Below are 26,138 nucleotides of genomic sequence, written 5' to 3'. Positions count from 1 at the left end.
TACAGTATTGGTTCATTGGAAAAATGAATTTATAGTTTCACAAACTTTTAATACATCAGACTCAGTATGAAAATACGAAATTGGCAGACTAAGGGTTGTTTGGTGAATTTCTTCAGCAATGGGGTAACTTCCTTCTAAAACGCCTATCATTGCTTTTTGTTTATGGGGAGGGATTGGGTAATGGATTTCTGTTTTAATATCATTCTTTAATAGAAATTCTTTCAATTCATCTCTTTTCTTTGTTCTGATATTGAAAATATGAAATACATCGAAATAATCTTTGTGTGTCACGGGTTTAATGACATCAGAAGTCAACTGATTCAAGTATATATTGGCCAATTTTCGTTTATGGTTATTAATTAAATTTAAATATTTTAATTTTACACGTAAAAAACAAGATTGAATTTCATCTAATCGAGAATTTACTCCGATCAATTCATTTTCATACTTACGCTGCGATCCATAATTACGAATTGTTTTAAATTTTAATGATAATGATTCATCCTGCGTTACTATTGCGCCACCATCGCCTAATGCTCCCAGGTTCTTCGTAGGATAAAAACTAAAACAACCAACGCCAAAAGTTCCAGTTTTTTTTCCTTTAAATTCAGAACCATGAGACTGCGCACAGTCTTCAATAATATACAAATTATTTTTTGAAGCTATTTCAGAAATACTATCCATCTGACATGATTTTCCATACAAATGTACGACTAGAATGGCTTTTGTCTTTTCTGTGATGAACTCCTCTATCCGAAGAGGATCAATATTATATGTTGCAATATCCGGCTCAACTAAAACAGGTTTATAACCTGCTTTTAAAATAGCCAGAATAGATGCAATGTACGTATTAGATGGGACAAGCACCTCTGAACCACTTGGCAACTCAAGTGAATTTAATGCAATGATCATTGCATCAAGTCCGTTACCTACCCCAATACAAAAAGGAACATCCAAATATCTTGCAAATTCTTGCTCAAAAAGTTTTGTTCTATCACCTAAAATGTACCAGCCTGAATTTAAAAATTCGATAAATTCCTTTTGAAATTCTTCTTCAAACGGCGCATTTAATTTCTTCAAATTTTCATAATCTATCATTTTTTGCTGTATACTTTAATAAATTCGTTATAATCACGAATGTAATCGGATTCATCATAATAGTCTGAGGCTAAAACTAACAAAACACATCCTGGTGAAAAATCCTCCATTGTATGCCAAAGCATCTTTCCTAACAATACCCCAACATTATCTTGGTTCATCAGTATTTTTTGTTGGGTTTTACCATCATCCAGACCTAGTAAAAAACTTCCATTGATACAAAAGATTACCTGCTCGCATTCTTTGTGAGCATGTTTTCCTCTTACACTTACCGAATTCTCTAATTGGTTGATGTAGTAAACTCTTTTGATTTCAAAGGGAATTTCCTTTAAGGAATTAGCGATGATTAAATTACCATCCCTATTATCTTTAATTTTCGGCAAAGTAATTATACTAGAATTTTTTACATAAAGTTGAATGCTTTTCAGAACTTTCTCCTAAATAGAATCGATTTATACTCCAAGGGCACACCTTTTAAACGAAGGTGATCCATCCCAGGTAGTTCAAAAACTATTTCATATTTGTTTAATAAACTTTCATCCAAATCTTTTTGGCTAAATAAATGACAAGGATAACTTGCATCATAGATATAAGCAGGAACGTGTTGGATCGTAACAAAACTTTTATGATTGGACTGCAAAATAGGGATTCTATCGAGAATAATAAATTCAGCCTCTGCATTTACTACGTTATTGATAAATGTTTTCCAATGCTCAAGATACTGAAGCGAAGCAGAAAAAAGAACTGCATTGAACTTTGTATTTTTCAAACTATCAGATAAATTTTCAGAAAATTTTAAAACCTTATTTTCTAATTCTATTTTACCGAATTCAACATAATGTTTCTGCTCTATAATATGCCATTTTAAGTCAGTCAAATATTGAAAGAGCCTCTTATGTTGGAAATATGTACTACCTAATGATCCACCTACGTCAATTATCGAAAGACTGCTCTGGAACCTAGAAGCTAAATACAACAAATAGGTAGATAGAGGAAATGAAAATTCATCTAAATCAAAACAACAAGAATCTCTTTCAAAGAGAGCTTCACCTTTTTTTACTTTAAGAGCAGATTCCTTTACTTTTTCAAATATCGTTGCATCAGAATATCCAGAAGAATTCGCGACTGCGTCATCCCAAGATTCATATTGACCTTGAAACCAAAAGATTGATTTATCATTTAATAATAACTTAACTATGTTAAGGATTCTTGTAAAAAATAATCTTAACATCACTAAAAAAATAACCTTAAACACTTTAAAATTATCGATTTAATTCGATTGAATCCTTTACCTCTCCTAAAGAAATTTTCCATTTCCTTTCTTGCAGCAGGATCTTCATGAATTTCTGTGGGATACTGTTTTGGTTTAAAATCATTTAGGTTCCCCGTTAGATAATCAGAAAACCCTGAATGTGTTCCAGTTCCATCTAAACCAATATTTTTCACCAATGAAATTTTCGGATACAATGTGTATTTGTCAGCTAAAAAAGCAGATGCATACCAACGAATAGCCCAACTATTATTCTTTCCAGCTATCTGGTCCTCTAACATTTGGAAGTATGGATAAGAATGATTAAAATCAAATTCGCGAACTAATTTTCTTTCTACCAGCTGATCTCTGAGCAAACAACCATCTTCTTGGAACAAATTCCATGCCCGTTCCCAAGTTGCCCATCCCCAACAATCTGCTCCTTTAATAAAGAAAGTATCAGGTAAGTTCTTATTATTTATCGGATATTGATAAGCATGAATACTAGCTACATTACTTTCATTTTGATATTTCTGTAAAGAGTGATTCATATACTCTAAAAAATTAACATTTACTAAGAGATCATCTTCTAAAATAATCGCCGAACCATATTTCGCTATTATTTTACTAACACCACGAATGATAGAAGCAGAAAGACCGGAATTACTTTCACTACATTCTAACTCGAATGATTCAAATCCCTCAACTTTTCTACAAATAGCTCGAACCTCATTGACTTTTTCGATATCAACATTTCTTCGAGGACCGTCTGAAAAAATAAAGAGCTTTGAACTTTTTGATTCAGGATTCGATGCAAGTGCTTCTATCACTTTCTGCGTATGTATTGGCCGATTATAAACGAATAAAATAATTGGTGCTAACACATCATGACACTCGCAACATAGCCGGATACTTCCAAATTTTCAAACAATTGAATTGGATATTAAATAAAACTCTGGTATCTGACGGTATCAAATAATACAAAGTACTAGAAGCTACCTGAGAAATTAATGTAGCGATAGCAGCGCCAAAAATTCCATATCCAGGAATTAACAACCAGTTTAAAATTAAATTAATTGTTAGTCCAAATAGACTTTTGTATAGAGAATGTTTTTGTAGTTCCCTTATAATTAAATCATTACTACCAGCAACTCCCAAAAATACAAAAACACCAGTCCATATATGCACTTTGAGAATTTCAGCGGACATTCGGAACTGTTCGCCGTAAAGTATATGTACGATCGTAGTTCCAAAAAAATGAATAAAAATTGCCAAACACAACGATAGCAAAAACAAATAACAATGTAATGTTTGTAAAATCTTATAATATTTTACTGAATTATCAGCAAAAGTTTTGATAAGCATTGGATAAAATGAAGAGGCAATTGCCATTGGAATAAAATACCACATTTCACTGATACGTACAGCTACACTGTAAATTCCTAAATTTCTATCTCCAACTAAATTCCCCACCATAATTTGATCCATCTTCATATAAGCAATAACGGACAAATTCGCAAGTAACAAAGGAAAGGATTTTCTGATCAAATCTTTGATTCTTAAAATAGAATATCCAGCAATTCGAAACAAAGAATGACTAAGATTGTAATAAATAAAGATAGTTAAAGAAATAAAAATCCCTTCAAGAGCGAACATCCAAATAAATATTATTGGTTTTACCTTAAAATACAAAAAAAGAATTTTAATAACTGAAAAGAGGATTAAATAGGAATTCTCTATAATAACAATTTTCTTTACCTTCAATACAGATTCAAAATAATATTTCGGAATCGTAAAACTTCTCAAAAAATTTGGTATCAACAGTACCAAACAAATACTTAAAGATTCATAATCGTCGCTACGCGCAAAATAGATAAATACTAATGCTAAAAGCGAAAAGAAAATACTAGATATTAAATACATCAAAAATCCAGATGCAAGGAGACTGTCTCGTTCTGATTCGTATTTTACGAATTCACTTACAAGAATACTTTCCGTTCCAAGTGGAATCAATATCGAAAAAATTGATAACCAAGCAGTTACATAATTAAACTTTCCGTAATAGGCAGGACCAAAGTATCTGACAATCCAAACTCCTACGAATAACGCCAGTAACATTTTGAATATTCGATCGCCGAACATCCAAAGGAAATTATAAACAATTACCTTCATATAGCTGCCCTATACTCTTTTCACTTTTTACGAAAAATGAAGATTTCAGGTATCTTATAAATCAAAAATGCTATCAGGATTCCTGGAAGAATCTCGCCCGTTGTAAAAGGCTTAAATATTCCATAAATTAATATATAATACATACCGATTAAAAATGTAGAATATAAAGGATTAGATTCTTTTAGCGAAGAAGAAAATTTCGAATATAGAAAACCAAACAAAAGACCATATATTCCTACAAACAAAGGCCCTCCGTCCCGAAACATTACAAAGAAATTGGATCCAAAAGCGTTATAATATAAATCTCCCAAAATTTCACTATGCCCAACTAGTCGATCTGCATTTAGATAACTACCAATTTCACCAGAAATACTTTGGATTGAAAAACCCAAAAAAGAGTTTAACAAAAAAATCGGTAATTCAAATAAGCCTGAAAAAAAGGACAAACCAAAAGTATAATCGTATAAAAGTGAATTGGGATTATGTAATTCCATATCGAATAAAGCAAATGAATTTGTATGATACCCTAATAGAAAATATCCAAAGATATATTCCAAACTATTTCCTTTTCTAATTTGTATCATTATAAATATCAATATAAAAATCAGAACACTTGATAAGAGACCAACATAGATTTTTCGTTTGCTCGAAATGCTATCTTTTATCAAATACAATCCATACATTGTGACAAGTGAGATAATAGCATAATGAATCCCAAACCTACCTATCGTGGTAAGACTATCCACAACAAATAAAACTATCGCCCACATGAGAATATTCAATTTCCCTGTTCGAATAAATCTTACAAAACCGATAAGTAAACTTGCCCATAAAATTGGGTGCATCACCAACCAGTAAAAGTTTGTTACCGAAATGGAGCGGTAAAATAAATCGGAGGTGCCTGTATTCAATCCAAACACTTCTGCTCTCATTTGTGCGATTGAATACTTGGTTTTAAGAAGATAAATTGTGCGGATTAAAAACGAAACCATAACAGGAACTACAAAGTATTTTAGTAATTGAAAATATTTCTGTTCAATGATTTCTACAGACTCTGAACTATCAGGATGGATTGCGCTTTTATTATTTTCACTACCACGATCCAAGTATACACCTAACAGAAGTGATAAGTAAAAGAGGAAATAAATAAATTGCGTAGATTGTTTTGGCGAATTGATCCCACTAATTGAAAATGTTGATAATAAATTCCAAAAGAAAAACCATGAAATCGCAAATATTAACAACAATCCTCGCTTCCGAAGCTTTTCACGCAAAAAGTAAACAATAAAAAACCAAACGAACAATATTTGAATCGATAGACTTGTAATCATAAGTTTATTAATAAAAGGGATTTATTCTCCAGGATAATTAAATTTTATTCATCAAAAAATCAATAAATGTTAAATTGAATTTCATACTACTGCCAGAATCTAATTGAAGTGAAACATACAATCAACCGTATCATAAACATTATATCATTAAATTAGAGAAACTATGATAGTTGGGAAAAGAATATTTTGTTCAACTAACTATCTTGCTCCAAATCCTGTAAAAACTGTTTTGATTGTCTTAAAAGTAATTAACAAATCCAGCCAAAAGGAAAAATTTTTAATATAATAAAAATCATATTCTAACTTTACCTTCATTCCCTCTACTTCTGCCGCATAACCTTGTTCCACCTGTGCCCAGCCACTGATACCAGGTCGCACAACGTGGCGGTACGCAAAAAATGGAACATCCTTTTCATACCAAGTAGAAAGTTCAAATGATTCAGGTCTAGGTCCTATAAAAGACATTTGTCCGATTAAAATATTAAATAATTGTGGTAATTCATCAATTCGGTATTTTCTAATCAATTTACCAATCTTTGTGATTCGAGGATCATCAATCGGATTCGTAAATCCACTTCCTTTTTTGTCTATATACATACTTCGAAACTTTAACATTGGAAATACTTTTCCACGAAACCCCATTCGCGGTTGAATAAAAAAAGCAGGACCTTTAGATTCAAGTTTAATCAATATAGCAATCACTAGAAACAATGGTAAAAAAATCGGAATTAAAGCTAAGGCTGTAAAAAAATCAATCCATCGTTTTACCGTTTCATAAAACTCAGATGGTAAAAGTGATCCAAATACATTCTCGGATAGGTGATCGACTTTTACTCTACCGGTAACAAACTCCCGAATCTTTTTCTCAGAATAAACAGGGATCCTAGCTAATGTGCATTTTGCTAAAAATTTCTCCCATTCAGGAGATAACATGGGACTATTGAAATCGGCCACAATCGCATTATATCTTTGTCCATTTAAATCTGGAGAATTCAAAACAGAAAATAATGCCCCATGTGAACTAACCAAGTCAGCACTTGACTTAGATGGTAAAATCGCATACCGGATTAATCGATACCTTCTCCCCAAGAAAAAACCGGCAAAACACCATAACAAAGTTACTAGGAATCCAATCACATAAATTTGAATCGAATAAGAAGTACGTAAAAAAAGAATAATACATATAGGAAATGCAAAACAAATTAATGATATTGGTAAAACATACGAAACAGATTCAGAAGCGGGTAATCTAAATAACTTTCGCAAACTAAAGGTAGCAATCAAAAAAGAAAATAAGCTAGTAGCTAATGAGGTGTATAAATTTGGATCATTAGATTTCCAAAATTTAACTCCCCAAATGGGAATCGCTGAAGCTACTATTAAGACTATCCCACCGGATATAAACTGAAACAAATAACTTAACAAAATACGCTCAAACCATCTTGAATGGCGGCGAGTAATTTCATTCATTTAAGGTAATACCTTTTCCTTAGTTAAGGAATGAATTATTTTTTTTACAGTTGTATTTACAGAGAATGTTGTATCCAAAAGTTTTATAGCATTTTGTCCCATTGTTTTACGAAGTTTAGTATCAAGTAAGGTCACTGCATTCTGATATAAAGTTTCGTGATCTCCAGCAATGGAAACAAACCCAGCTTTTCCTTCTTCGATCACAATTCTTAAATCATTTCCCTGATTCACTGCACCAAGAATCGGAACACCGACTTGCATATATCCAAGAATTTTTCCTGGGAAGTTATGTGTTTTGTGGTCTGGATGTAAAGTAAAAAGTCCTATATCGATTTGAGTCAGTATAGAAGTAAAAACATCCTGCGAAACAGATTCTAACAATAGGCAATTCGATAAGTTCTTCTTCTTAATCATATCTTGAACTAATTGAAATTCATCCCCTGCCCCAAGGAATATAAATTGAACTTTCTGAACGGTTAACATTCGTTCCGCAAGAATCAAAAGATTTTTCATATCCTGTGCATGACCGATGTTTCCACCATAAAAGAAAATGATACGATCACTCAGATTGTATTTCTTTCTAATGTCAATTGGAACCATTTTTTTGTTATCTCCGAAAGGAGAGGCCCAATTGTATAATAGCTGCGTATTCAGTAAGTTTGGATTGGTTTCTGAAAACCATTTCAAATTGGCAGGGGATTGAATACCAACTACGTCAGCAGATGCATACAACTTTCTTTCGTAAAAACGAAATAAATAAGCAAGGATTGAGTGTTTGCCTATGATTCCATTGTCTATGACCCATTGTGGAAAAAAATCTCGGAGGATTAGGTAGGATGGAGTTTTCCAAATTTTCTTTAAATATCTGACTAACCCCGACCAAAAAATTGTAGGAGAATAAAATACAATCAAATCATGATGATTTGAGTTGAACCAATGTGATAAAGCCTTTACCGCGCGAAAAGATAATAAAATTTCATTGATGAGTCGAATGGGTTTTGATACGTTTTTAATTCTACCTGATCGGAAACGAAGTATTTTAATTCCATCTAATTCATCCAATATATAAGAATCTTTTAAGTCCGGATCAGGAGTCACAACAGTGACAACATGACCTAAATGTAGAAACTCTAATGCAAGTTCATGCATCATTTTGCCAGCTACCTTAATGCTTTTGGGTAAATAGTCGTCTACAATGATGAGAACTTTCATTAAATTTTAAAATATATCAGTATCGTTTCCAAACGATTCTGTTCACATAATCGGTATAACTTAATATAATCCGAACAACCTTTGAAGAAACATTGGGCATGGAATAATCTCCTACTAGTCGTGATTGATTTAAAAAATCTTTCCCTTCTGTTTCCAATAATGCCAGTGCTTGTAGGATTCGATCTTTGTTAAGTCCCACCATCATAACAGCAGCCTCTTCCATTCCTTCCGGTCTTTCATGTGCTTCTCTTATGTTTAAAGCGGAAAATTTTAAAATGGACGATTCCTCTGTGATAGTTCCACTATCAGAAAGTACTACCTTCGACTCAATTTGAAGTTTATTATAATCCATAAATCCCAATGGTTTTAATAACAAAATATTTTTATGAAATTGAATCTTATAGTGATCTATTTTTTTCTGCGTTCTTGGGTGAGTTGATACCACCACAGGGAGATTATAATTCTCAGCAATGGTATTAAGAGTATCTACTAACGAACGGAAGTTTTGTTCGGAGTCAATATTTTCTTCTCTGTGAGCGGAGACCAAAAAGTATTCATTACTTTTCAAATTAAGTTGTTCTAAAATTTTTGAAGATTGGATTCTATTTTTATAATGATTTAAAACTTCATACATGGGACTTCCCGTTTTAATGATTTGGTCTGGAGGCAAACCTTCGCGTAACAAATACTCCCTAGCAATAGAGCTGTAAGTTAAGTTGATATCAGATGTATGATCTACAATCCGCCGGTTAATTTCCTCAGGGACTCGTAAGTCAAAACAACGGTTTCCTGCTTCCATATGAAAAATGGGAATTTTACGTCGTTTTGCAGGAATCACCGCTAAACAGCTATTCGTATCACCTAACACGAGGAGTGCATCAGGAACCTCTTTCGACAACAATTCATCAAAACCAATTATGATTTTTCCAATTGTCTCGGCCCCAGTTCCCCCTGCTGCCTCTAAAAAGTAATCAGGTTTTCTGATTCCCAAATCCTGGAAAAAAATTTCGTTCAACTCAAAATCATAATTTTGACCAGTATGAATGATTCTGTGATCACATGCTTCATCCAGTGCAATCATTACTCGTGAAAGTCGAATGATTTCCGGTCGTGTTCCAATTACAGTAAATACTTTTAACTTTTTCATTTTGTAATTTCAGCCGCAATAGTATCAGGTAATTCTCGATTAAAAACTTCGTTTGCCCAAAGCATAACTATCAATTCATTTTCGCCAATATTTGTTATATCATGAGTCCAACCAGGAATCGTATCAACTATCGTTGGGTTCTCATCAGTTACTACTAACTCATAATATTCCTTTGTGATTAAATGTTGGAATCGAAACTGTGCTTTGCCCCTTATAATTAAAAACTTTTCAGTTTTAGTATGATGATAATGTCTTCCTCGTGTCACACCTGGAAGTGCAGAAAAGAATGAAAACTGCCCTGCTTCCTTTGTTTTTAACATCTCAACAAAGGAACCTCTTGGATCTTCATATTTGGGAATGGAATAATTACAGGAAGTGATTGGTAAAAAGCTAATGTATGTAGAATAGATTGCTCGAAGGAAACCTTGGCCTACGTTTTCAATCCATATTTTTTCCCTATTGTCCCTGAAACTTGTAATTAAATCTGCTAATTCTCCAAGTGTTATTGAATAAACGGGTGTTACATTTATATAACCGGATGACATCTTTCCTTCCAGAGTCTCTAAAAAACTAGTCACCAAATCATCAATATAACATAGATTTAATTCTTTTTCTCTGTCATTCACAACAATTGGTAAAGACCTTGCAATATTGTGGCAGAAAGTGGCAACTACAGAGTTATAATTTGGTTTGGAAAATTTACCAAATACGTTTGGTAACCTATAAATAAAAGTGGAAGCTCCCGTCTTTTTACCGTACTCTATGATACAATCTTCACCTTGTTTCTTTGAAATTCCATAAGGGTTTGTAAGTAGTGCCTGTATTGAAGATGAAAAAACAATTGGTGTTTTTTTATTTAAACTCTCTAAATGACTAACAATCTTTTTTGTTAAATCAGAGTTTCCGATAAAAAATTCATTCTCCGATAAGGGTCGATTCACACCCGCTAAATGAAAGATAAAGTCAGCAGTTTCTAAAAATTGGAATAACTCACTTTCTGTTGTTTGTTTATTGTGCAAAAGCAGTTCATGATTTTTGTTTTGAGAAATATGGATTCGGAGGTTTGATGCAACAAATCCATCTGCTCCTGTTATGAGTATCTTCATTTAAATGACTGATCCTAAGGAAATTTAGCGACTGATCTTTTCAGAATTATAATACAAAGGACCTTAATCCCAAGTTTCTGCTTCTTTTCCATCCAAAATGTCTCGAATAAATGAAAGTTTTAATAGCAGAGCTTTCATCTCTTCCAAATTGAGTCTTTTTGTATTGTGAGAATTATAATCTTCTGTAATCGAAATTTTTCCTTCGCCTTGTTCTACAAATTTATCGTAGTTCAAATCTCGTAAATCGGGAGGGATTCGGAAATAATCTCCCCTATCTTCTGCAGAAGTAATTTCTTCCCTACTCAAAAGAGTCTCATACAATTTTTCGCCGTGTCTAGTCCCAATTGTTTTAATTGGATGATCCTTTTTGTTAAAAAGATCTAGAATTGCTTTTGCTAGAATCTCTATCGTCGCTGCAGGAGATTTTTGAACAAATATATCACCATTGTTTCCATATTCAAATGCATATAACACGAGTTCCACTGCATCATCCAATGTCATCATAAAACGAGTCATATTTGGATCGGTAATGGTAAAGGGTTGTTTCTTTAAGAGTTGCTCGACAAAAAGTGGAATTACTGAACCTCTGGATGCCATTACATTTCCATACCTGGTCCCACATACAATCATACGTGATTCATCAAAATTTCTTGTTTTAGCCACCATAACTTTTTCCATCATGGCTTTCGAAATACCCATCGCATTGATGGGGTAAACTGCCTTATCTGTGCTTAGACAAATGACTTTTTTTACACCAAGTTCGTATGCAACCTGCAAAACATTTTCTGTTCCAATCACATTGGTTTTAAATGCTTCCATAGGAAAAAATTCACAAGAGGGAACCTGCTTCAATGCTGCGGCGTGAAAAATATAATCCACTCCCGAAAACGCACCTGTTAAAGAGGAAGCATCCCTCACATCTCCCAAAAAGAATTTAATTTTGGGATTGTTATATTTTTTTCTAAGGTCATCTTGTTTTTTTTCATCGCGACTAAAGATTCTGATCTCTTTAATTTCTGAACTTAAAAAACGATTCAGAACTGCCTTCCCGAAAGAACCAGTTCCACCTGTAATGAGTAGTGTATTATTTTTAAACATGTTTGTTATTTGTTATTAAAAGTTAAAAAGTAAAAAATCATTCGGGCAGTTTGGAATATTCATTCTCTTCCATCCCTTGCTCTTACCAATAACCAATTTTTTAAATTCGCTATCGTTTCTGAAATTTAAATCATTTAATAATGCTGAATTTATCCATACTAAATTTATTTTATTTCTTAAAATAAATTCATCAAAATTGGAATTTTTATCAAAATGGTGATATACACGCATATCTTTTGGCAAAAACGTCGAAATAAAACCAAGATTACTCAGAAGAACCATTTCTCTATTCTCAAAGTTTAAGTGGTTTAAAAAATTCAAGTTATCAACACTTGTACAAAGGCCCTTCCCATGAATCCCAGCCTGACCTTCCGGAATTGTTAGTCCTGACTTTCCACTCAGTCTCCAAGGCGTGACATAAATTAAAATTGAAGCTACGAGAATGGTCTTTATTGGAAAAGAGAATTTTGCTTTATACCGAAGTAATCCAAATTTTTCCCGTAAATTCTGTATCCCGAAAATAAGTAAAAATGGTACAACCATCAAAAGATAGTGAGGTCTTGGATAAATTAGAATTGTTGAAACTAATACTGGCATCGCATAGATCAATACGAAACACTTTTGGAGCAAATTCCTTTGTCCCTGATACAAACTAAAAAAGAATCCAATAAACCAAAATAAAACAATTAAAATTACAGAGTATGCTGCCACTTGCACAGGAACCGTATTGTTTCCAGGCTCACCAATAAAAAAGGGAATCAGTAAACTTCCTAACTCCTTCGGGAGTATTAGAATATTACGTACAACATGGCCCAAGAATTTACTAGGATTTGCAATTAATGCCTCAGAGATAGTTTTAGCAGAGCCGAAGTCTTTACTCATAGCCAATTCACAATAAGACCAAGGATCTTCTTTCCACAAATCAAATTGGAATAACGAATAAGCATAATGCTGACAAAACGCTATAGAACTCCTTTGTCCATCAGTTGGATTGTATTTGATGAGTAGAAACGAAGCAATTAACAATGTTATGATGATAGGATATTTAAAATGTTGGTATGTAAGGTATTGGTATAAAACATAGAAACTCACTACTATTATACTTAATAGTAAGGTAAGTGAATATTCAGGTCTGATGAATGTCAGAATTACTGCACCAATGAGCAAAATAATAAGCATTTGATCTTTTTTTCTACCTAAAGCGAAAGTAAAAACCAACATCATCACCGAGGCATTAAAATGCGTTATATAGGAAGGTGACATTGAAAAAGTTGGATTTACTATTAGAAAAAAATAGGAAAACAAAAAAGCTAAAAATGCTGACTTAGTTACCTTGTATGTAAAAACAAACGAAGAAAAACCAAAAATGATTGTTACCAGTGCAAAATTGGTTCTATAAAGAGCTATTGGATTAGTGCTGAACTGATTCAATATGGTTAAATAAAATCGATAAAAAATCCCATCGCTTCCGAGATGACCAACTATCGTATAGTGTATATGATAGGCCTCATCATATGACATGAATTCCCATACATTCTCAAATTTGTATAGGAGTTTAAATAAGATGAAACATAAACCAAAAAAGGATATCACTAGTGGCAAATTAAATCTAGGATAAAAAAAACTTTTCGATTTTTGCATTTCGTTATTGTATCATTCCGAAAACTCTATTGGTCTTTAGAAAGATTATCTCGTTCTTCTATTGAAGGGTAATTTATCATCACTGCACGATATTTCCCTTTAAAAACAAAGAAACTACCAACACCAACACCAATATACTTAAATTTTCGCACTGCATCTTCAATATCTTTTAGGCTGCCAACTCCTCCAATAATTGTCATGGGAATTGATAGTTGATTGTAAATTTTTTCAAGGATAGGAAAATCTAAACCATTCATCATACCATCATGATCGATTGAGTTTATGACTATTTCTCCTGCGCCCAAACTTTGAAGTTTAAGTGAAAAATCAACTGGATCTAATTTAGAATTTTTTGTTCCGTTATGCGTCCAAATTTCATAATTAGAGCTTAACTTTTTTTTCTTTATATCAAGCACAGCGACAACACTTTGACTTCCTATTTCATCTGCAATATTTGAAATGATATTTGGATTCTCCACTACTATAGAACTTAATGCCACCTTTTCAATACCCATAGAAACAACGGCCTTAGCCTGACTGACAGTTTTTACACCGCCTCCATAGCACAAAGGCATCCGACTTTCATTCGCAAGGTTCTGTAGAAGTTTTAAATCAGGTTCTTTTGCATATCGAGTTGCATCAATATCAATTACGATCAACTCATCAGCTTCTTTTTCATTAAAGATTTTGACAGCATTAATCGGATCACCTACATATTTCGGCTCTGAAAACTTTTGCGTTTTCACAAGACCGCCATCTTTCACTAGTAAACAAGGAATAATTCTTGGCCTTAGCATTTATATCTCTGCAAAATTTTTTAATAGTATTTGGCCATAGTGATGACTCTTTTCTGGATGGAATTGCACACCATAGATATTATTCTTTTTGATAGCACTAGAAAAACCAGTTCCATAGTCTGTTCGCGAAATTTCGTTTTGTTTATCGGTGCATTCAAAGTAATAGGAATGTAAAAAATAAAATCGGGAATCCGACTCTAACCCGCGAAACAATTCAGTTCCCTCTTTGTTTGGTAGTACATCGTTCCATCCCATATGTGGCATTGGGATTTTATTTTCTAATTTATTAAAATTAAATTTTTTAACAGAACCGGAGATCCAACCTAACCCCGGTTTAACGCCTTCTTCGCTTGAATTGGCCAAAATCTGCATACCTACGCAGATTCCAATGATAGGTGTATTTTTTTGAAATACCAATTCCTCTATTTTACTTCGCATACCAGAAGCATTTAAAAGGTCTATTGCATGGTCAAATGCACCGACCCCTGGAAGGATTAGTTTAGTTGCGTTTTCTAAATCATCTACAGATTTTGCAATCCGGGTTTCAACATTTATCCTCTTGTAAACATTTTGAAATGAAAGTATATTTCCTAAACCATAATCAATAATTGTAAGCATAAATATGAGTTATAGCTAAAAAGCTCCACCCCTTCTACCTAAGTTGAGAAATGTAATAACATTTTCCAAAAATTTAAGTTTTTTATGATCATTTTTATAATCCCAGTAAAATTTTAAATCCATCTTGTGGTAATGATCTAATTCATCTGCACTAATCCCAAGCTTTGTAGCAATGAATTCAAAATCTTGTTTGAGTAATTCAGGATCATACGATGGTTTTTTTAATGTCTCTAGTGATTCCTCTCGCGTTGTTTGACCCGTTAAGATCAGACTTGATAGTTGGTTCCTTCTTACATCAAAATTAAATCTTGTAGGTAACCAGTATCCTTCATAAAACCGCGTAAATCTAGATTCAAAATGTTTCTGTCCGTATGATTTCCATCCGTATTCCTTCTCCAAAGTTTCAATTGCCAAATTCTTGGAATAAGGCATAAAATTTAATGGTTTTAGTACTTTCATCCCTTTAATATACTTCTGATAGATTTTATGTCTATAGACCGAACTGAAAGGATAAGTCTTCATTGGGATTGTTCCAAATTTTTTGATAATATCGCGTATATGAACTAAATCAGTACCCCAGTAATAATACTTATACGGCATAATGACGCATTCTGTTGCGATATTACCGCCATTGAGTATATATTTGATATTATATTTGTCTGAAAATTTATAAAGCACTGCTCCAAAAGCATGATCCTGCGGAATATCTATATGAGGCACTCCCGACTTAAACCATGCTAATTGAAAATCTCTCATTTCATTCCAATTGATAACTTCTGTAAATAGATCCAAGTTTAACTTATCTACAAGTTTACTTATATTATTCACAGCCATTTCGGAATTCCATCCCCCATCAACGTGAAACACAAGTGGTCTAAGACCATATTCTTTAACCATCGTGTGCAACATATAGGAACTATCGACTCCACCACTTAGTCCTAAGATACAATCAAAATCTTTATTCTTTGAAGACTTCTTGATTTGATCTACGTAAGTCTGTAAAATTTTGTGTCCTTTCTCATTTGGGAACCAATTTGGTTTCACATTGTTTTGAAAGTCCCAATATACACTGGAAATTCCATCTTTATCAAATGTTACATCAGGAAGGGTTGAATCAATTACAGTTTTTGTACAGATTTGGTATGCTTTGTTCATGAAAATTTTTCCAAATTAATAAAATGTATTCAATTATTATACTAACAACTTATAGATATTTATGTATTCATTAAGAACTATATCAGATGTATAATGATTTTTAACTTTTGCGATATTGAAATCAGACATTTTCTTTCGCAAATTGGTGTCTTTCATTCTTTCAATTGCATTTTTAAGGGCTAACGAATCGTTCGTCGGTATGATTATTCCACCTTTAGCTTCGATCATATCTTCGTTAGCTCCAACATTAGTAGCAACAATAGGAAGAGCAGAAGCCATAGCCTCGAGCATTGAAACAGAAAAACCTTCTGTATGAGAAGGAAAAACAAAAAGATCTGAATTTATTAAGAATTCTAATACTTGGTCATGTTCCATACTCCCTAGCAATTTTACATTGGAGCCAATCGGTTCTTCCGTATCCAGACTTTCAGTCTTCGGACCAATCAAATAGAATGTCAATTCGGGGAAATCCTTCGCTACTTTAAAAATTTCCAAAATTCCTTTTGATCGCCGAATATGACCTGTAAAAGTAATTTTTTTAAGTTTCCTAACTACTCGATTCCGGTTCCAACCAACCAAATTTAAATTGATAAAGTTGGGAACTATATCTGCTGCAATATGAAAATTTGTAGAAATAAAGTTTTTAGATATTGAATTGAGTACGATAACTTTATCCACTAATCGTATGATTCTTTTTAAAAAATAAAATCCAATCCTACTTTCTTTTAGTTGATCAGGCACATTGCAATGACAATGAAAAACGATTGGTATAGAAAATAGTTTTATCAATAAAACACTCAAATAATCTCTGACTAAACCTTTAGGCGAACAATTTGAGTTAAAATGGACTATATTCGTTTTTTTCAATTGAATTAGAATTTTCAACAAATTGGTCCATATATAAAATGCTCTCTTCAATTCATCAAATAAAGAGTAAGTATATCCTGCAGATTCAGACCTTTGGCCAATTAAGGAAGTATTTACCAAAGATACAGATACTCCAAGTTTTGGAGCATTTTCCATAAACATTACGGTCCATGTCGAATCTCCACCAGATGGCGGCGGCAAAGGAGAGAGGAGTAAAACTTTTATCTCATTCACTAAGTATCCTTTAGGTAAACAGGCATATCCGTTTTTCGAAGCATGGTTATTTTTTTACTTTATATACAAAAAACAATATTAGGAGTTTTGTAAATTTTACCAAATCATAACTCACAAACCGAAAGAGATTACCTATTTTAACTGGTTTTCCTTTTCTAATCACTAACTTTAGCAACATGAATTGTCGGACTAACTTGAGTTTTGAAATTAAAGCCGAATTACGAAAATAGAATTCTCTTTCAGAAATTTCTCTAATCATTTTTTTGATTTCTCGTAAAAGTTCCAATTCCTTTTTAGAAGATAAATTATTATCATGGATTCTATAACTGGCCAGTGAGTGACTCATATATAGAATTTTATGATTCTCTGATATTTTTAAAAATAGATCAAAATCGCCAATGTGATTATAAGAATGATTAAAGTTTAAGTTATTTTCTTTTAATAGTTTGGCTTCAAATACTACGGTTAAGATCCCAATATAATATTCATCTATCAAATCTTTAGTTATAAACCCAGAAGGTTTATTAAACCGATTCGCTCTCTTGATAAATCTTGATTTTGGATCAATTAAATCGTAATTTGAACAGACCAAATCATAATCGGAGTTAGCAAAAGCTGACATTTGCAATTCTAGTTTATTTTTTTTCCAAACATCGTCTGTATCAAGAAATGCAATGTACTTACCATTAACCTTCTCTATTGCTAAATTCCTACCTTTATATAGTTTAGTATGTTCAGGTGCGTAATAATATTTAATTCTTGGATCATTGTAAAAGCGAACAATTTCTGCACTTTTATCTGTTGATTGGTTGTCCCAAAATACCAATTCCCAATTTTGATAGGTCTGACTGATTACACTGTCAATGGCTTCCCTTAAAAATTCAGCGCCATTGTAACAATTCATCAGTATACTGACTAATGGTTTCGTTGTTTCGGTATTTGTAATTTTCACTGATAGTATTCGATTGTTTTTTTAAGACCCAGGTCTAGATTTGTATTAGGATTCCAATGAAGCATTCGCTTTGCTTTTGAAATGTCTGCTACCAAAGACATATTTTCACCAATGCGGTAAGGAACTTTTCCAAAATCAGGTTTACCTTTTCCGATGATCGATACTACTTTTTCAATGATTTGCCGTATCGTTATTTTTTCACCAGAAGCAATATTAAAAATTTCACCATTGGCATCATTTGTTTCTAATATTTTAAAACATCCTTCCACAGTATCACTGATATAACAAAAGTCTCTATTTTGTTCCCCAAGAGAGGACGGAAACACAGAATCATTTAAACAACCTTTGATGATTTGTGGTAAAAACCTTTTATCATCTTGCCCTGGACCATAAGTTAAAAACAATCTAGCAACCGAAGCTGGAAATTTTTCAGTTCTCCAAAGCATTTGTAAAAAATGAGAAGCGGAAGCTTTGGCAAAGGAATATGGCGAAATTGGATTTTCACGAAAGGTTTCCTTTTGAGGCGAAGGAGAATTACCATACTCATCACTACTTCCCAGATATAAAAACTTTTTTAAGTTTGATCTATCTAGAACGGAAACTAAATCGAAAAGAGAAGTTAAGTGATCGGAAATTACTTTTTGACCACCATTTTGAAACAATGTATGGTCGATGTAACCACCGCAATGAATCACATAGTCATACTTTTCCTTAGATAGGACAGTCTGTAGCGATGTACGATCCGATAGATCCGCTTGTATCGAAATTATCTTATCAGTATTTGGGTTTTTCTTTATTGAAAGGGAAGTAACCTCAAGTCCACTATCAATCCCTTTTTGAACTATATGAGACCCAATAAAACCGGTTCCCCCAATGACTAGTAGTTTTAATTTAGCCAGGGAGCCCTTCCGGATTGAAATAATTCTTCAAGATGATCTTTGTCCCTCTTAGTATCCATACATTGCCAAAAACCTTCATGTTGGTATGCCATAAGTTCGCCATTTTTAGAAGCTGTTTCCAGTGGAGACTTTTCAAGTATTGTTTGGTCGTTTTCGAGAAGATCAAAAAAACTAGGTTCAATCACAAAAAAACCACCATTAATCCATCCTTGAGTAGTTTGAGGTTTTTCTTGAAAGCTAATCACTCTACCTGTTTCGATTTCCAATTCACCAAACCTTGCACCTGGATGCACAGCAGTCACTGTAATCATTTTTTTATGAGATTTATGAAATTGAATTAATTTATCAATATCAACATTCGATAGTCCATCACCATAGGTGAGTAAGAAGGTCTCGTTTCCAATAATTTCCTTCATTCGCAGAAGTCGACCACCTGTCATGGTGTTAGCTCCTGTATTGACTAAGGTAACGTTCCAATCTACTTTAGGAGAATTATAATGGGTGATTTTACCTGTTTCTAAATTCACAGAAAAATCAGAATTTAAAGATCGGTAGTTTAAAAAATACTCTTTCACAACTTCTGCTTTGTAACCAAGAGCAATGTAAAAATCATTGTGATTAAACCTTGCGAAGTGATTCATGATATGCCATAGGATTGGCTTTCCACCAATGGGAACCATTGGTTTCGGAATTACATCGGTGTATTCGGAAAGCCTAGTCCCAAACCCACCTGCCAAAATGATTGCTTTCATCAAAAAGACTCCCAATTATAGTTGATACTTTTTAAATCTAACCTGTCAGACTCGGTAGGTTCATGAAGAATGTCGGAAATGTTTACCACTAAACTTTTTGGTGAATCTATCCCTTGAAACCCAAACCAAATGCCAGGTGGAACAGAGATACGGCAATAGTTTTTCTCGCCGATAGTTTCTACTCGAAATTCATTTGTTGATTCGTTAAAAAAAACAAACTTCACATTTCCCACAGGAACCACTAAATTCATAAACATTCGATTATGTCTTTTCCAAGCCTTTATAAAATTAAATTCGATCCAAGAAAAGTATACTTCCCCTAAACCCTTAAAAGTTGATTCCACAGATTTAATAGCATGTAATACATTTCCGCCCGGCGTCTCTATCTCCTTTAATGGAGTTACAAGAATGTCTTTACTAGTCATTTGCCCAAGCCAAACCTTTGGACTTTGCTTTTTCTTGGTATTGTCCAATTTGTTTATCTGTCATTTTTTGAATTTCCGATGGATTACTATAATATGCGTTATACCATTCAGAAGTAAACTGCACTGTTTCTTCAAATCCCATAACTGCCACCCATTTTAAATGAGCAAGCGCCTTATCACAGTTTAACTTTAATAAACCTGACTCATAGGGACCTTTTGTTTCCCCAGATATATCTTTCCATTTTACTTGATTCCAATGTATAGACATTTGTTTAACCAGCTCCAGAACACTATGGTTTTGGTTTGCTAAAGGTCCAAAATTAAAAGGTTCACCGTGTAGATCTTTATTTTGGTATAAATGAACACCTAAAGTAAGATATCCACTCAAAGGCTCTAGTACATGTTGCCAAGGCCTAGTAGCCATTGGATTTCTAAGTTCAACCGTTTCATGGTCTGCCCAGGCTTTCACACAATCAGGTACGATACGGTCTTCAGACCAATCACCACCACCAATTACATTTCCTGCTCTAGCAGAGGCAATTCTCACCTTACTCGTATCCTTGGGGAAGTAAGACTTTATATGTGATTTGATAGCAAGTTCTGCCGCACCTTTGGAGGCACTATAAGGATCAGGTCCTCCCAAGGCATCATTCTCACGGTAACCCCAAATCCATTCAACATTATCGTAACATTTGTCACTTGTGATAAGAACTGCAGAACAAGGTTTGTCTAATTTTCTTAGTGCTTCCAATACATGCAAAGTTCCCATAACATTGGTATTCCAAGTGTCCAAAGGATCATTATAGGATTTTCGAACAAGGGCTTGTGCTGCGAGGTGAAAAACATAATCAGGTTGGAAATCAAGAATTGCCTTTTCTAAAAAGGAACGGTCTCGAATGTCAATTCTATGATCAATGATACCCGCCTTTAGGTTGGCTACTTCAAAATGATTCGGGCTAGTTAAGGGATCTAATGAAATCCCACAAATTTCAGCTCCCATCATTTTAAGCCATGCAGTAAGCCAAGCACCTTTAAATCCTGTATGGCCAGTGATTAAAACTTTTTTGTTTTTATAATGTTTTGAAATGCTCATTTTTATAATTATATCTGGTTCCTTAATATAGCTTTGGAATATTCAATGAAAATATCAATTAGATGTTATTAAAAATTCAACTTAACTCAAATGCTTCTAAAATTCTTTCTTCGGTAGGTTCAGTAAACAATTCGCTTCTTACTCTTTGAATCATGTTTAATCGTAAAGGATCGTTAGCTCTAACTTTATTAAGCAACATATCCTCAACTATTAAAAAGCTATCTTTATCAAATGCAACATCCCATAAGATACCTTTACAAAAATCTGGGAGATAATTATATTCAGTTCCGCCAGTTTCAGATACTATAATGGCTGGAATTCCACAAGCAATAGCCTCGATTAATGAACCAGAGGCTGCTCCAACAACAATACTCACTTCATTAAAAAGTGAATAAATATCTTCAAGGGCAATACTATAATTAACATTAACCAAATCTTTTAATTTAGACTCTGAAACAGAAGGGTGCAACTTTACCAGATGGATACTCGATTGATTCAATGAATTAATTAACTTTATTATCGACTGATTAGCATTATCAAAGTAAGATAACAAAATTAGCCTAGCCGTAGTTAAATTCCTGTGAACTACCGTTTCAAACAATTTTTTATATCTTAATGAAGGTCCAACTGCATTTCCAGTGCCGCTCTTTTCTAAATAGAATTCGCCATTAACCAAAATCTTTCCTGGCTTATGAAACTCCAACTCATTAGGATCAATATATGCGTTAAAAAGCTCTTGTGGGTATAAAAAAAGCTGACAACCAAAAATTCTGATATTTTTATCACTAGAATTCAAAGCGCGGTTGAGACATTTCTCATACGGTTGATTCTCAAACCATTGAACTATCCGATCACCTTCTTGGAAGATTTTAGCCAATTTCTCCGCATAAAGGTAACGCACTGCGCCATAAAAATTAGAACCATTCATATCTAACCAAAAATAATACTTTAAAAAACCATTTTCTGGTTGTGTTTGAATTTTTTTAAAATAAAACTCCATCATTTTAACTGGATAAACAATTAAATAAATTATCAATCTAAAGAAATCTTGATAATCCAATAGTTGAAATTCTGTTAAAATTGTAGCCTTACTATTTTTAAAAACACGAAAAAGCTGATAAATTTCCTTTGGGTTATGTGAGCCATAAAGTCTAGGCAAAATAATACAATTATAATTCCTATGGTCTAGAAACTCAACTAAGCCAGGAAAGTAATTTTCAACAATCCCCTTACCCTCCACAGCGTTCTTTACCAACAAATACGAATCTAAAAAAATTGTTTCTTTTCGTGCTGCTATTGCTTTGGAACCAAAAATCTTATAAATCAATTTTGAGAATATATAAAACAGAAATAAAAAACTAACCTTAAACGTATAACGACAAAGCTGGCTAAATATTAACCAAACATTAACCCTGGAACCGTTCCGAAATTCAATTACAGCCTCATAGGCACCGACTTTTGAAAAAAATTGACTAGTCGAATAATACCAAGACTCACTGGAATATGAAATAACATTACTTAGCTGATCAAAATACCTCTTTAAATGTGAAGGAAGCTTTTCCAATTGCAAAATTCATTCACCTCCGCTAATAGCAATATCCTGCCCAGTGATAAAATCACCTTTTTCCGAACATAAAAACAAAACGATTCCAGCTATGTCCTCAGGCCTGCCTAATCTTTTTACAGGAATCAATTGGGTGCGAGCAGAAAGATCTTTATTCTTATGTATCTTGGTATCTACTACACCAACTCTGATATTATTGCAAAGGACATTCGATTCGGCACCAAATTTTGCATAAGATTTTGTAACAGATTCCAAGGCACTTTTCGATGCGCTATAATAAGTAGAGTTAGTTGATCCGCTATACTTCACTCCGATACTGCTTAGCGAAATAATTCTACCAAACTTATTTTCCAACATCATAGGAAATATTTTTTGCATTAGATAAATATGCGAGAAGAGATTTACCTGAAATAAATTTTCAACTTTTTCAGGGCTACATATAAGGAAATTTTGCTCTTCAATAGTTCCTGCAGCATTTACAAGATAATCTACTTTCGATTCATTTTTCAAAACATAATTAATAAGACTATCAACTTCTTCGAACTTTAGAAAATCAGATTTAACTTGAAATAGATTTGGATTTTCTAAATTGATCGGGTTTGAATTATATTGAGAATAAACTTTATTCCCCTCTTCGATTAATTTTTTAACAATTGCAACTCCAATGTCAGAACTACCTCCGGTAACAATTGCAATTTTTTCCATCTCGATTAAACTACCGCACATCCTTTACATGGATTAACAATTTGCCTATTACCCGATTTGTGTGCGGCACGTAAACCTTCGTATCTTTCCATTCTCCATAATTCCGAAATGGAATTTTCAGGAAATTTTCCCATTTGTAAAGTGGACCTGTAATCACTATCACATGGATTCGTTAATCCATCTTGCCAAATAAACATTCTACGAAACAAATCAGAACAAACTTTCGTTTGACCGTTGGGTTTTGCCTCATAAATATTTTCCCAAGGGTTGTAGTTAACAAACGCTACTTGGTCCACAAGGTTTCCCCAAACTTTCTCCATAGAATCCATATCCTGTTTCTCAGTTACCTTTACTCCAGATACTCGTGTTATGATGGGAACAGATGAATATTCCTTTTGCCTAATATTCTGAAACATTTCTATATTTTTCAGAACCTTATCTAGTTTCCCATTAACTCGCAACTGACTATATAGAGGCTCTTCCGCTGCGTCAGCAGAAAATACTACCGTTTTTACACCTCCAGCAAGAAGGGCATGAACTTTAGATTCTGTTAACAAAGAGGCATTAGTATTCACCTTTAGGTTTAAAAATTTGCCTTTCGCATAAACTAACATCCCTTCAATCTCTTTTGCAAGTAACGGTTCTCCTCTAGAAGCAAGCGAAAGAAATTCAATATTATTTGAAGCTTGGTCAACTATCTCTTTGAAAAGCTCCAAACTCATCTGGCCCATACCAGGCGTTGTTTTTTTAAAGAAGTTTGTATCTGTTTGATAACAGAACACACAACGATAATTACAAATGGAAGATGGTTCAATTTGTAAATAGGGAGGATACTCGTCTAACTTCTCTAACTGGGGAAATACATCATATCTGTATCTATGATAAAAGAAACGAAGAAGTTCTTCGTCGTTATATGTATACATCTCCTCTGCAATAAACGGAGTGATTTTAAATAAAACCTCTTCTGAAGTAGATGTTAAATCTGCTAAAACTTGCGTTAGGGTTTCTTTAAAATTTTCTTTAAGGTGAATAGGATGGGTGGTAACAAGAGTTCCCATAGACCATTCATTTAAAACACGAACGGCTCTACCTTTTTGGTATTCGATAATTCCAGTTTTATGGCTTTTAAAATCTTGAAAACTGTGATGTTTCTTATAAACTTTTGGATCAATCTCTTTCATACTAGTTACCTAAACTCACCGTATTTTTTTAACCACCACTCAACCACCGGGATTTGCCATTCATAGTCAACATCACAGCCGGCTTCTTGATAAAGAGGCAAAATTTTCTGTCCCATCCATTTTTGAGGTAGCATTCCCTCTTCCAAATGAAGTAAGTTGTTCGGACGTACTATGGACACACCCATATCGGCAAATAAAACATCACCTTGCGAATCCCGATCACAATTTAATGTTTTAGGATCCCCAAAAGTTTCAAAAGGAACAAAGGGCTGAAGAAAACCATCGGAATCTTTTTTCCGCGCCCTAAGAGGTGACCACATATTGTATTTGGATACAGTCACTGCAGAATCTGCGTCTTTATTTTCTCTTAGTTGTTTGATACCATTGGAAATTGTATCAGATGTTAGAGTCGCTGCATTACAAAAAAGTAATACCACTAATTCAATGGTCTCTCCTGGATTTCTTTCCTGAATCACTGAAAAACCATGTTGATACGCATGTTCACCTAACGCTTCCTTGGTGGCCAGATGGGGAGGACGATCAATTACCTCAACACCTTCTGCGATTGCCAAACTCTTTAGCTCAGGGTCATCAGTAGAAAGATAAACTTTGTCAATCTCTCTTGTTCGTTTTGCAATATTCATTGGATACCAGGCCAATGGTTTTCCCATAATTGGGAATGTGTTTTTGCCTGGAAAACCAATACTACCTTTTCTTCCCAGAAGGAGTGCTACTATCATATAAAACCTATAAAATCCTTTATTTTATTTCCCGAGTAATGTATTGAAAAATCACTATTGTCTGTTTCACGAAGAAGAAACTGAATCCCTGTTTCTTTTGCAGCCAACCAATCTGTTTTGCTATCTCCTATCAAAATGGAATCTTCCTTTTTGATATTGTAGTTTTGTAAAGCCCACTTTATTGCTTTCGATTTTTGTGTCGGTGCGCCAAAAATACGGTCGAAAGTGGAATCGATTCGCAATTGGACTAAAATTTCTTCGATTTCTGTTTGTGGCGTACCTGTCACAATGACAAACTTCTGATGAATCTGTTTTTGTTTTAACGTTTGTTCCACGCCAGGAACCCAAGGAGAAGAAATTACTTTTTGAACGACTAAGTTGGCAAATTGATCTAGATACTCGCTGACCACCTGGTTTGTAGGTTGTACACCAACCCATTCCAAATAAAGTGGAATTTTCTCCAACCTGGAGATTCCACCGTAATCCAAATGATGGGATTTAATTTTCGCTAAAACTTCCTTCGATACATTCGGAAATAAAGAAAGATAAGCATCCGTTTTCACTTCAACGGAATCTTTAATGACTCCATCAAAATCCCAAAAGATAAGATCGAAATGTCTTAATGAATTTAT

The 26,138-nt window shown here is 33.6% G+C and carries 26 protein-coding genes; all 26 read right to left on the bottom strand.

Annotated elements, in window-relative coordinates; genetic code table 11:
* Positions 1-12: 12 nt before the first annotated feature.
* Positions 13-1,098: a DegT/DnrJ/EryC1/StrS family aminotransferase gene (locus EHQ31_RS01685; RefSeq protein ID WP_135569029.1), complete on the bottom strand. Its 1,086-nt coding sequence runs from the start codon at positions 1,096-1,098 to the stop codon at positions 13-15.
* Entirely contained in the window at positions 1,095-1,517 is a 423-nt protein-coding gene (locus tag EHQ31_RS01680) for a sugar 3,4-ketoisomerase (RefSeq protein WP_135569027.1), read from the bottom strand. The genes EHQ31_RS01685 and EHQ31_RS01680 overlap by 4 nt, the downstream gene beginning before the upstream one ends.
* Before the next feature lie 5 nt (positions 1,518-1,522).
* Positions 1,523-2,329, bottom strand: a complete 807-nt coding sequence (locus EHQ31_RS01675; RefSeq protein ID WP_135569025.1) for a methyltransferase, TIGR04325 family — start codon at positions 2,327-2,329, stop codon at positions 1,523-1,525.
* Positions 2,330-2,331: 2 nt separating this feature from the next.
* Positions 2,332-3,231: a glycosyltransferase family 2 protein gene (locus EHQ31_RS01670; protein WP_135569023.1), complete on the bottom strand. Its 900-nt coding sequence runs from the start codon at positions 3,229-3,231 to the stop codon at positions 2,332-2,334.
* A 1-nt stretch (position 3,232) separates the two neighbouring features.
* On the bottom strand, positions 3,233-4,519 hold the full coding sequence (locus tag EHQ31_RS01665; RefSeq protein WP_135569021.1) for a flippase: 1,287 nt from the start codon (positions 4,517-4,519) through the stop codon (positions 3,233-3,235).
* 20 nt (positions 4,520-4,539) lie between these two features.
* Entirely contained in the window at positions 4,540-5,766 is a 1,227-nt protein-coding gene (locus tag EHQ31_RS01660) for an O-antigen polymerase (RefSeq protein WP_167481623.1), read from the bottom strand.
* Positions 5,767-6,048: 282 nt separating this feature from the next.
* A complete protein-coding gene (locus tag EHQ31_RS01655; RefSeq protein WP_135569017.1) occupies positions 6,049-7,320 on the bottom strand; it encodes an exopolysaccharide biosynthesis polyprenyl glycosylphosphotransferase in 1,272 nt (423 codons plus the stop codon).
* Positions 7,321-8,532, bottom strand: a complete 1,212-nt coding sequence (locus tag EHQ31_RS01650; RefSeq protein WP_135569015.1) for a glycosyltransferase family 4 protein — start codon at positions 8,530-8,532, stop codon at positions 7,321-7,323.
* A 16-nt stretch (positions 8,533-8,548) separates the two neighbouring features.
* Positions 8,549-9,679, bottom strand: coding sequence for a non-hydrolyzing UDP-N-acetylglucosamine 2-epimerase (gene wecB, locus EHQ31_RS01645; protein WP_135569013.1), 1,131 nt, complete (start codon positions 9,677-9,679; stop codon positions 8,549-8,551).
* Positions 9,676-10,785 (bottom strand): UDP-2-acetamido-2,6-beta-L-arabino-hexul-4-ose reductase, encoded by a 1,110-nt coding sequence (gene wbjC, locus EHQ31_RS01640; RefSeq protein ID WP_135569011.1) that lies wholly within the window; start codon positions 10,783-10,785, stop codon positions 9,676-9,678. Before wbjC ends, wecB begins: the two co-directional genes overlap by 4 nt.
* A 63-nt stretch (positions 10,786-10,848) precedes the next feature.
* A complete protein-coding gene (locus EHQ31_RS01635) occupies positions 10,849-11,883 on the bottom strand; it encodes a polysaccharide biosynthesis protein (protein WP_135569009.1) in 1,035 nt (344 codons plus the stop codon).
* Positions 11,884-11,898: 15 nt separating this feature from the next.
* Entirely contained in the window at positions 11,899-13,107 is a 1,209-nt protein-coding gene (locus tag EHQ31_RS01630; RefSeq protein WP_135582920.1) for a hypothetical protein, read from the bottom strand.
* Positions 13,108-13,550: 443 nt separating this feature from the next.
* Positions 13,551-14,321 (bottom strand): AglZ/HisF2 family acetamidino modification protein, encoded by a 771-nt coding sequence (locus EHQ31_RS01625; RefSeq protein ID WP_135569005.1) that lies wholly within the window; start codon positions 14,319-14,321, stop codon positions 13,551-13,553.
* Entirely contained in the window at positions 14,322-14,939 is a 618-nt protein-coding gene (gene hisH, locus EHQ31_RS01620) for an imidazole glycerol phosphate synthase subunit HisH (RefSeq protein ID WP_135569003.1), read from the bottom strand.
* Between the two features lie 15 nt (positions 14,940-14,954).
* Positions 14,955-16,094 carry an N-acetyl sugar amidotransferase gene (locus EHQ31_RS01615; RefSeq protein ID WP_135569002.1) on the bottom strand — a complete coding sequence of 380 codons (1,140 nt, stop codon included), beginning with the start codon at positions 16,092-16,094 and terminating at the stop codon, positions 14,955-14,957.
* A gap of 36 nt (positions 16,095-16,130) precedes the next feature.
* A complete protein-coding gene (locus EHQ31_RS01610) occupies positions 16,131-17,195 on the bottom strand; it encodes a glycosyltransferase family 4 protein (RefSeq protein ID WP_135569000.1) in 1,065 nt (354 codons plus the stop codon).
* A gap of 46 nt (positions 17,196-17,241) precedes the next feature.
* Positions 17,242-18,147: a glycosyltransferase family 2 protein gene (locus EHQ31_RS01605; RefSeq protein ID WP_135568998.1), complete on the bottom strand. Its 906-nt coding sequence runs from the start codon at positions 18,145-18,147 to the stop codon at positions 17,242-17,244.
* Complete coding sequence (locus tag EHQ31_RS01600) at positions 18,144-19,022, bottom strand: NAD-dependent epimerase/dehydratase family protein (RefSeq protein ID WP_261637304.1); 879 nt, start codon at positions 19,020-19,022, stop codon at positions 18,144-18,146. The genes EHQ31_RS01605 and EHQ31_RS01600 overlap by 4 nt, the downstream gene beginning before the upstream one ends.
* Positions 19,023-19,033: 11 nt before the next feature.
* Positions 19,034-19,798 carry a glucose-1-phosphate cytidylyltransferase gene (gene rfbF / locus EHQ31_RS01595; protein WP_135568994.1) on the bottom strand — a complete coding sequence of 255 codons (765 nt, stop codon included), beginning with the start codon at positions 19,796-19,798 and terminating at the stop codon, positions 19,034-19,036.
* Complete coding sequence (locus tag EHQ31_RS01590; RefSeq protein ID WP_135568992.1) at positions 19,798-20,223, bottom strand: dTDP-4-dehydrorhamnose 3,5-epimerase; 426 nt, start codon at positions 20,221-20,223, stop codon at positions 19,798-19,800. Before EHQ31_RS01590 ends, rfbF begins: the two co-directional genes overlap by 1 nt.
* Positions 20,216-21,316, bottom strand: coding sequence for a CDP-glucose 4,6-dehydratase (gene rfbG / locus EHQ31_RS01585; protein WP_135568990.1), 1,101 nt, complete (start codon positions 21,314-21,316; stop codon positions 20,216-20,218). The genes EHQ31_RS01590 and rfbG overlap by 8 nt, the downstream gene beginning before the upstream one ends.
* A gap of 76 nt (positions 21,317-21,392) precedes the next feature.
* Positions 21,393-22,886, bottom strand: coding sequence for a glycosyltransferase family protein (locus EHQ31_RS01580; RefSeq protein WP_135582919.1), 1,494 nt, complete (start codon positions 22,884-22,886; stop codon positions 21,393-21,395).
* A 3-nt stretch (positions 22,887-22,889) separates the two neighbouring features.
* Positions 22,890-23,585, bottom strand: coding sequence for an SDR family oxidoreductase (locus EHQ31_RS01575; protein ID WP_167481622.1), 696 nt, complete (start codon positions 23,583-23,585; stop codon positions 22,890-22,892).
* A gap of 5 nt (positions 23,586-23,590) precedes the next feature.
* Positions 23,591-24,766 (bottom strand): radical SAM/SPASM domain-containing protein, encoded by a 1,176-nt coding sequence (locus tag EHQ31_RS01570; protein ID WP_135568984.1) that lies wholly within the window; start codon positions 24,764-24,766, stop codon positions 23,591-23,593.
* A 5-nt stretch (positions 24,767-24,771) separates the two neighbouring features.
* Positions 24,772-25,506 carry an acylneuraminate cytidylyltransferase family protein gene (locus tag EHQ31_RS01565; protein WP_135568983.1) on the bottom strand — a complete coding sequence of 245 codons (735 nt, stop codon included), beginning with the start codon at positions 25,504-25,506 and terminating at the stop codon, positions 24,772-24,774.
* Positions 25,503-26,111 carry an HAD family hydrolase gene (locus tag EHQ31_RS01560; protein WP_276401045.1) on the bottom strand — a complete coding sequence of 203 codons (609 nt, stop codon included), beginning with the start codon at positions 26,109-26,111 and terminating at the stop codon, positions 25,503-25,505. The genes EHQ31_RS01565 and EHQ31_RS01560 overlap by 4 nt, the downstream gene beginning before the upstream one ends.
* Between the last annotated feature and the right edge of the window lie 27 nt (positions 26,112-26,138).

It is taken from the genome of Leptospira montravelensis, from assembly GCF_004770045.1.
Taxonomy (GTDB): Bacteria; Spirochaetota; Leptospiria; order Leptospirales; family Leptospiraceae; genus Leptospira_A; species Leptospira_A montravelensis.
Note: the sequence above shows the minus strand (reverse complement) of the source record. Positions and strands in the feature narration are given on the sequence as shown.

Bases quoted from the DNA above. Each gene is read 5' to 3' on its own strand.
- EHQ31_RS01685 (WP_135569029.1), bottom strand. From the start codon at position 1,098: ATGATAGATTATGAAAATTTGAAGAAATTAAATGCGCCGTTTGAAGAA.
- EHQ31_RS01675 (WP_135569025.1), bottom strand. From the start codon at position 2,329: ATGTTAAGATTATTTTTTACAAGAATCCTTAACATAGTTAAGTTATTA.
- EHQ31_RS01665 (WP_135569021.1), bottom strand. From the start codon at position 4,519: ATGAAGGTAATTGTTTATAATTTCCTTTGGATGTTCGGCGATCGAATA.
- EHQ31_RS01655 (WP_135569017.1), bottom strand. From the start codon at position 7,320: ATGAATGAAATTACTCGCCGCCATTCAAGATGGTTTGAGCGTATTTTG.
- EHQ31_RS01650 (WP_135569015.1), bottom strand. From the start codon at position 8,532: ATGAAAGTTCTCATCATTGTAGACGACTATTTACCCAAAAGCATTAAG.
- wecB (WP_135569013.1), bottom strand. From the start codon at position 9,679: ATGAAAAAGTTAAAAGTATTTACTGTAATTGGAACACGACCGGAAATC.
- wbjC (WP_135569011.1), bottom strand. From the start codon at position 10,785: ATGAAGATACTCATAACAGGAGCAGATGGATTTGTTGCATCAAACCTC.
- EHQ31_RS01635 (WP_135569009.1), bottom strand. From the start codon at position 11,883: ATGTTTAAAAATAATACACTACTCATTACAGGTGGAACTGGTTCTTTC.
- EHQ31_RS01630 (WP_135582920.1), bottom strand. From the start codon at position 13,107: ATGATGTTGGTTTTTACTTTCGCTTTAGGTAGAAAAAAAGATCAAATG.
- EHQ31_RS01625 (WP_135569005.1), bottom strand. From the start codon at position 14,321: ATGCTAAGGCCAAGAATTATTCCTTGTTTACTAGTGAAAGATGGCGGT.
- hisH (WP_135569003.1), bottom strand. From the start codon at position 14,939: ATGCTTACAATTATTGATTATGGTTTAGGAAATATACTTTCATTTCAA.
- EHQ31_RS01615 (WP_135569002.1), bottom strand. From the start codon at position 16,094: ATGAACAAAGCATACCAAATCTGTACAAAAACTGTAATTGATTCAACC.
- rfbF (WP_135568994.1), bottom strand. From the start codon at position 19,798: ATGAAAGCAATCATTTTGGCAGGTGGGTTTGGGACTAGGCTTTCCGAA.
- EHQ31_RS01590 (WP_135568992.1), bottom strand. From the start codon at position 20,223: ATGACTAGTAAAGACATTCTTGTAACTCCATTAAAGGAGATAGAGACG.
- rfbG (WP_135568990.1), bottom strand. From the start codon at position 21,316: ATGAGCATTTCAAAACATTATAAAAACAAAAAAGTTTTAATCACTGGC.
- EHQ31_RS01575 (WP_167481622.1), bottom strand. From the start codon at position 23,585: ATGGAAAAAATTGCAATTGTTACCGGAGGTAGTTCTGACATTGGAGTT.
- EHQ31_RS01570 (WP_135568984.1), bottom strand. From the start codon at position 24,766: ATGAAAGAGATTGATCCAAAAGTTTATAAGAAACATCACAGTTTTCAA.
- EHQ31_RS01565 (WP_135568983.1), bottom strand. From the start codon at position 25,506: ATGATAGTAGCACTCCTTCTGGGAAGAAAAGGTAGTATTGGTTTTCCA.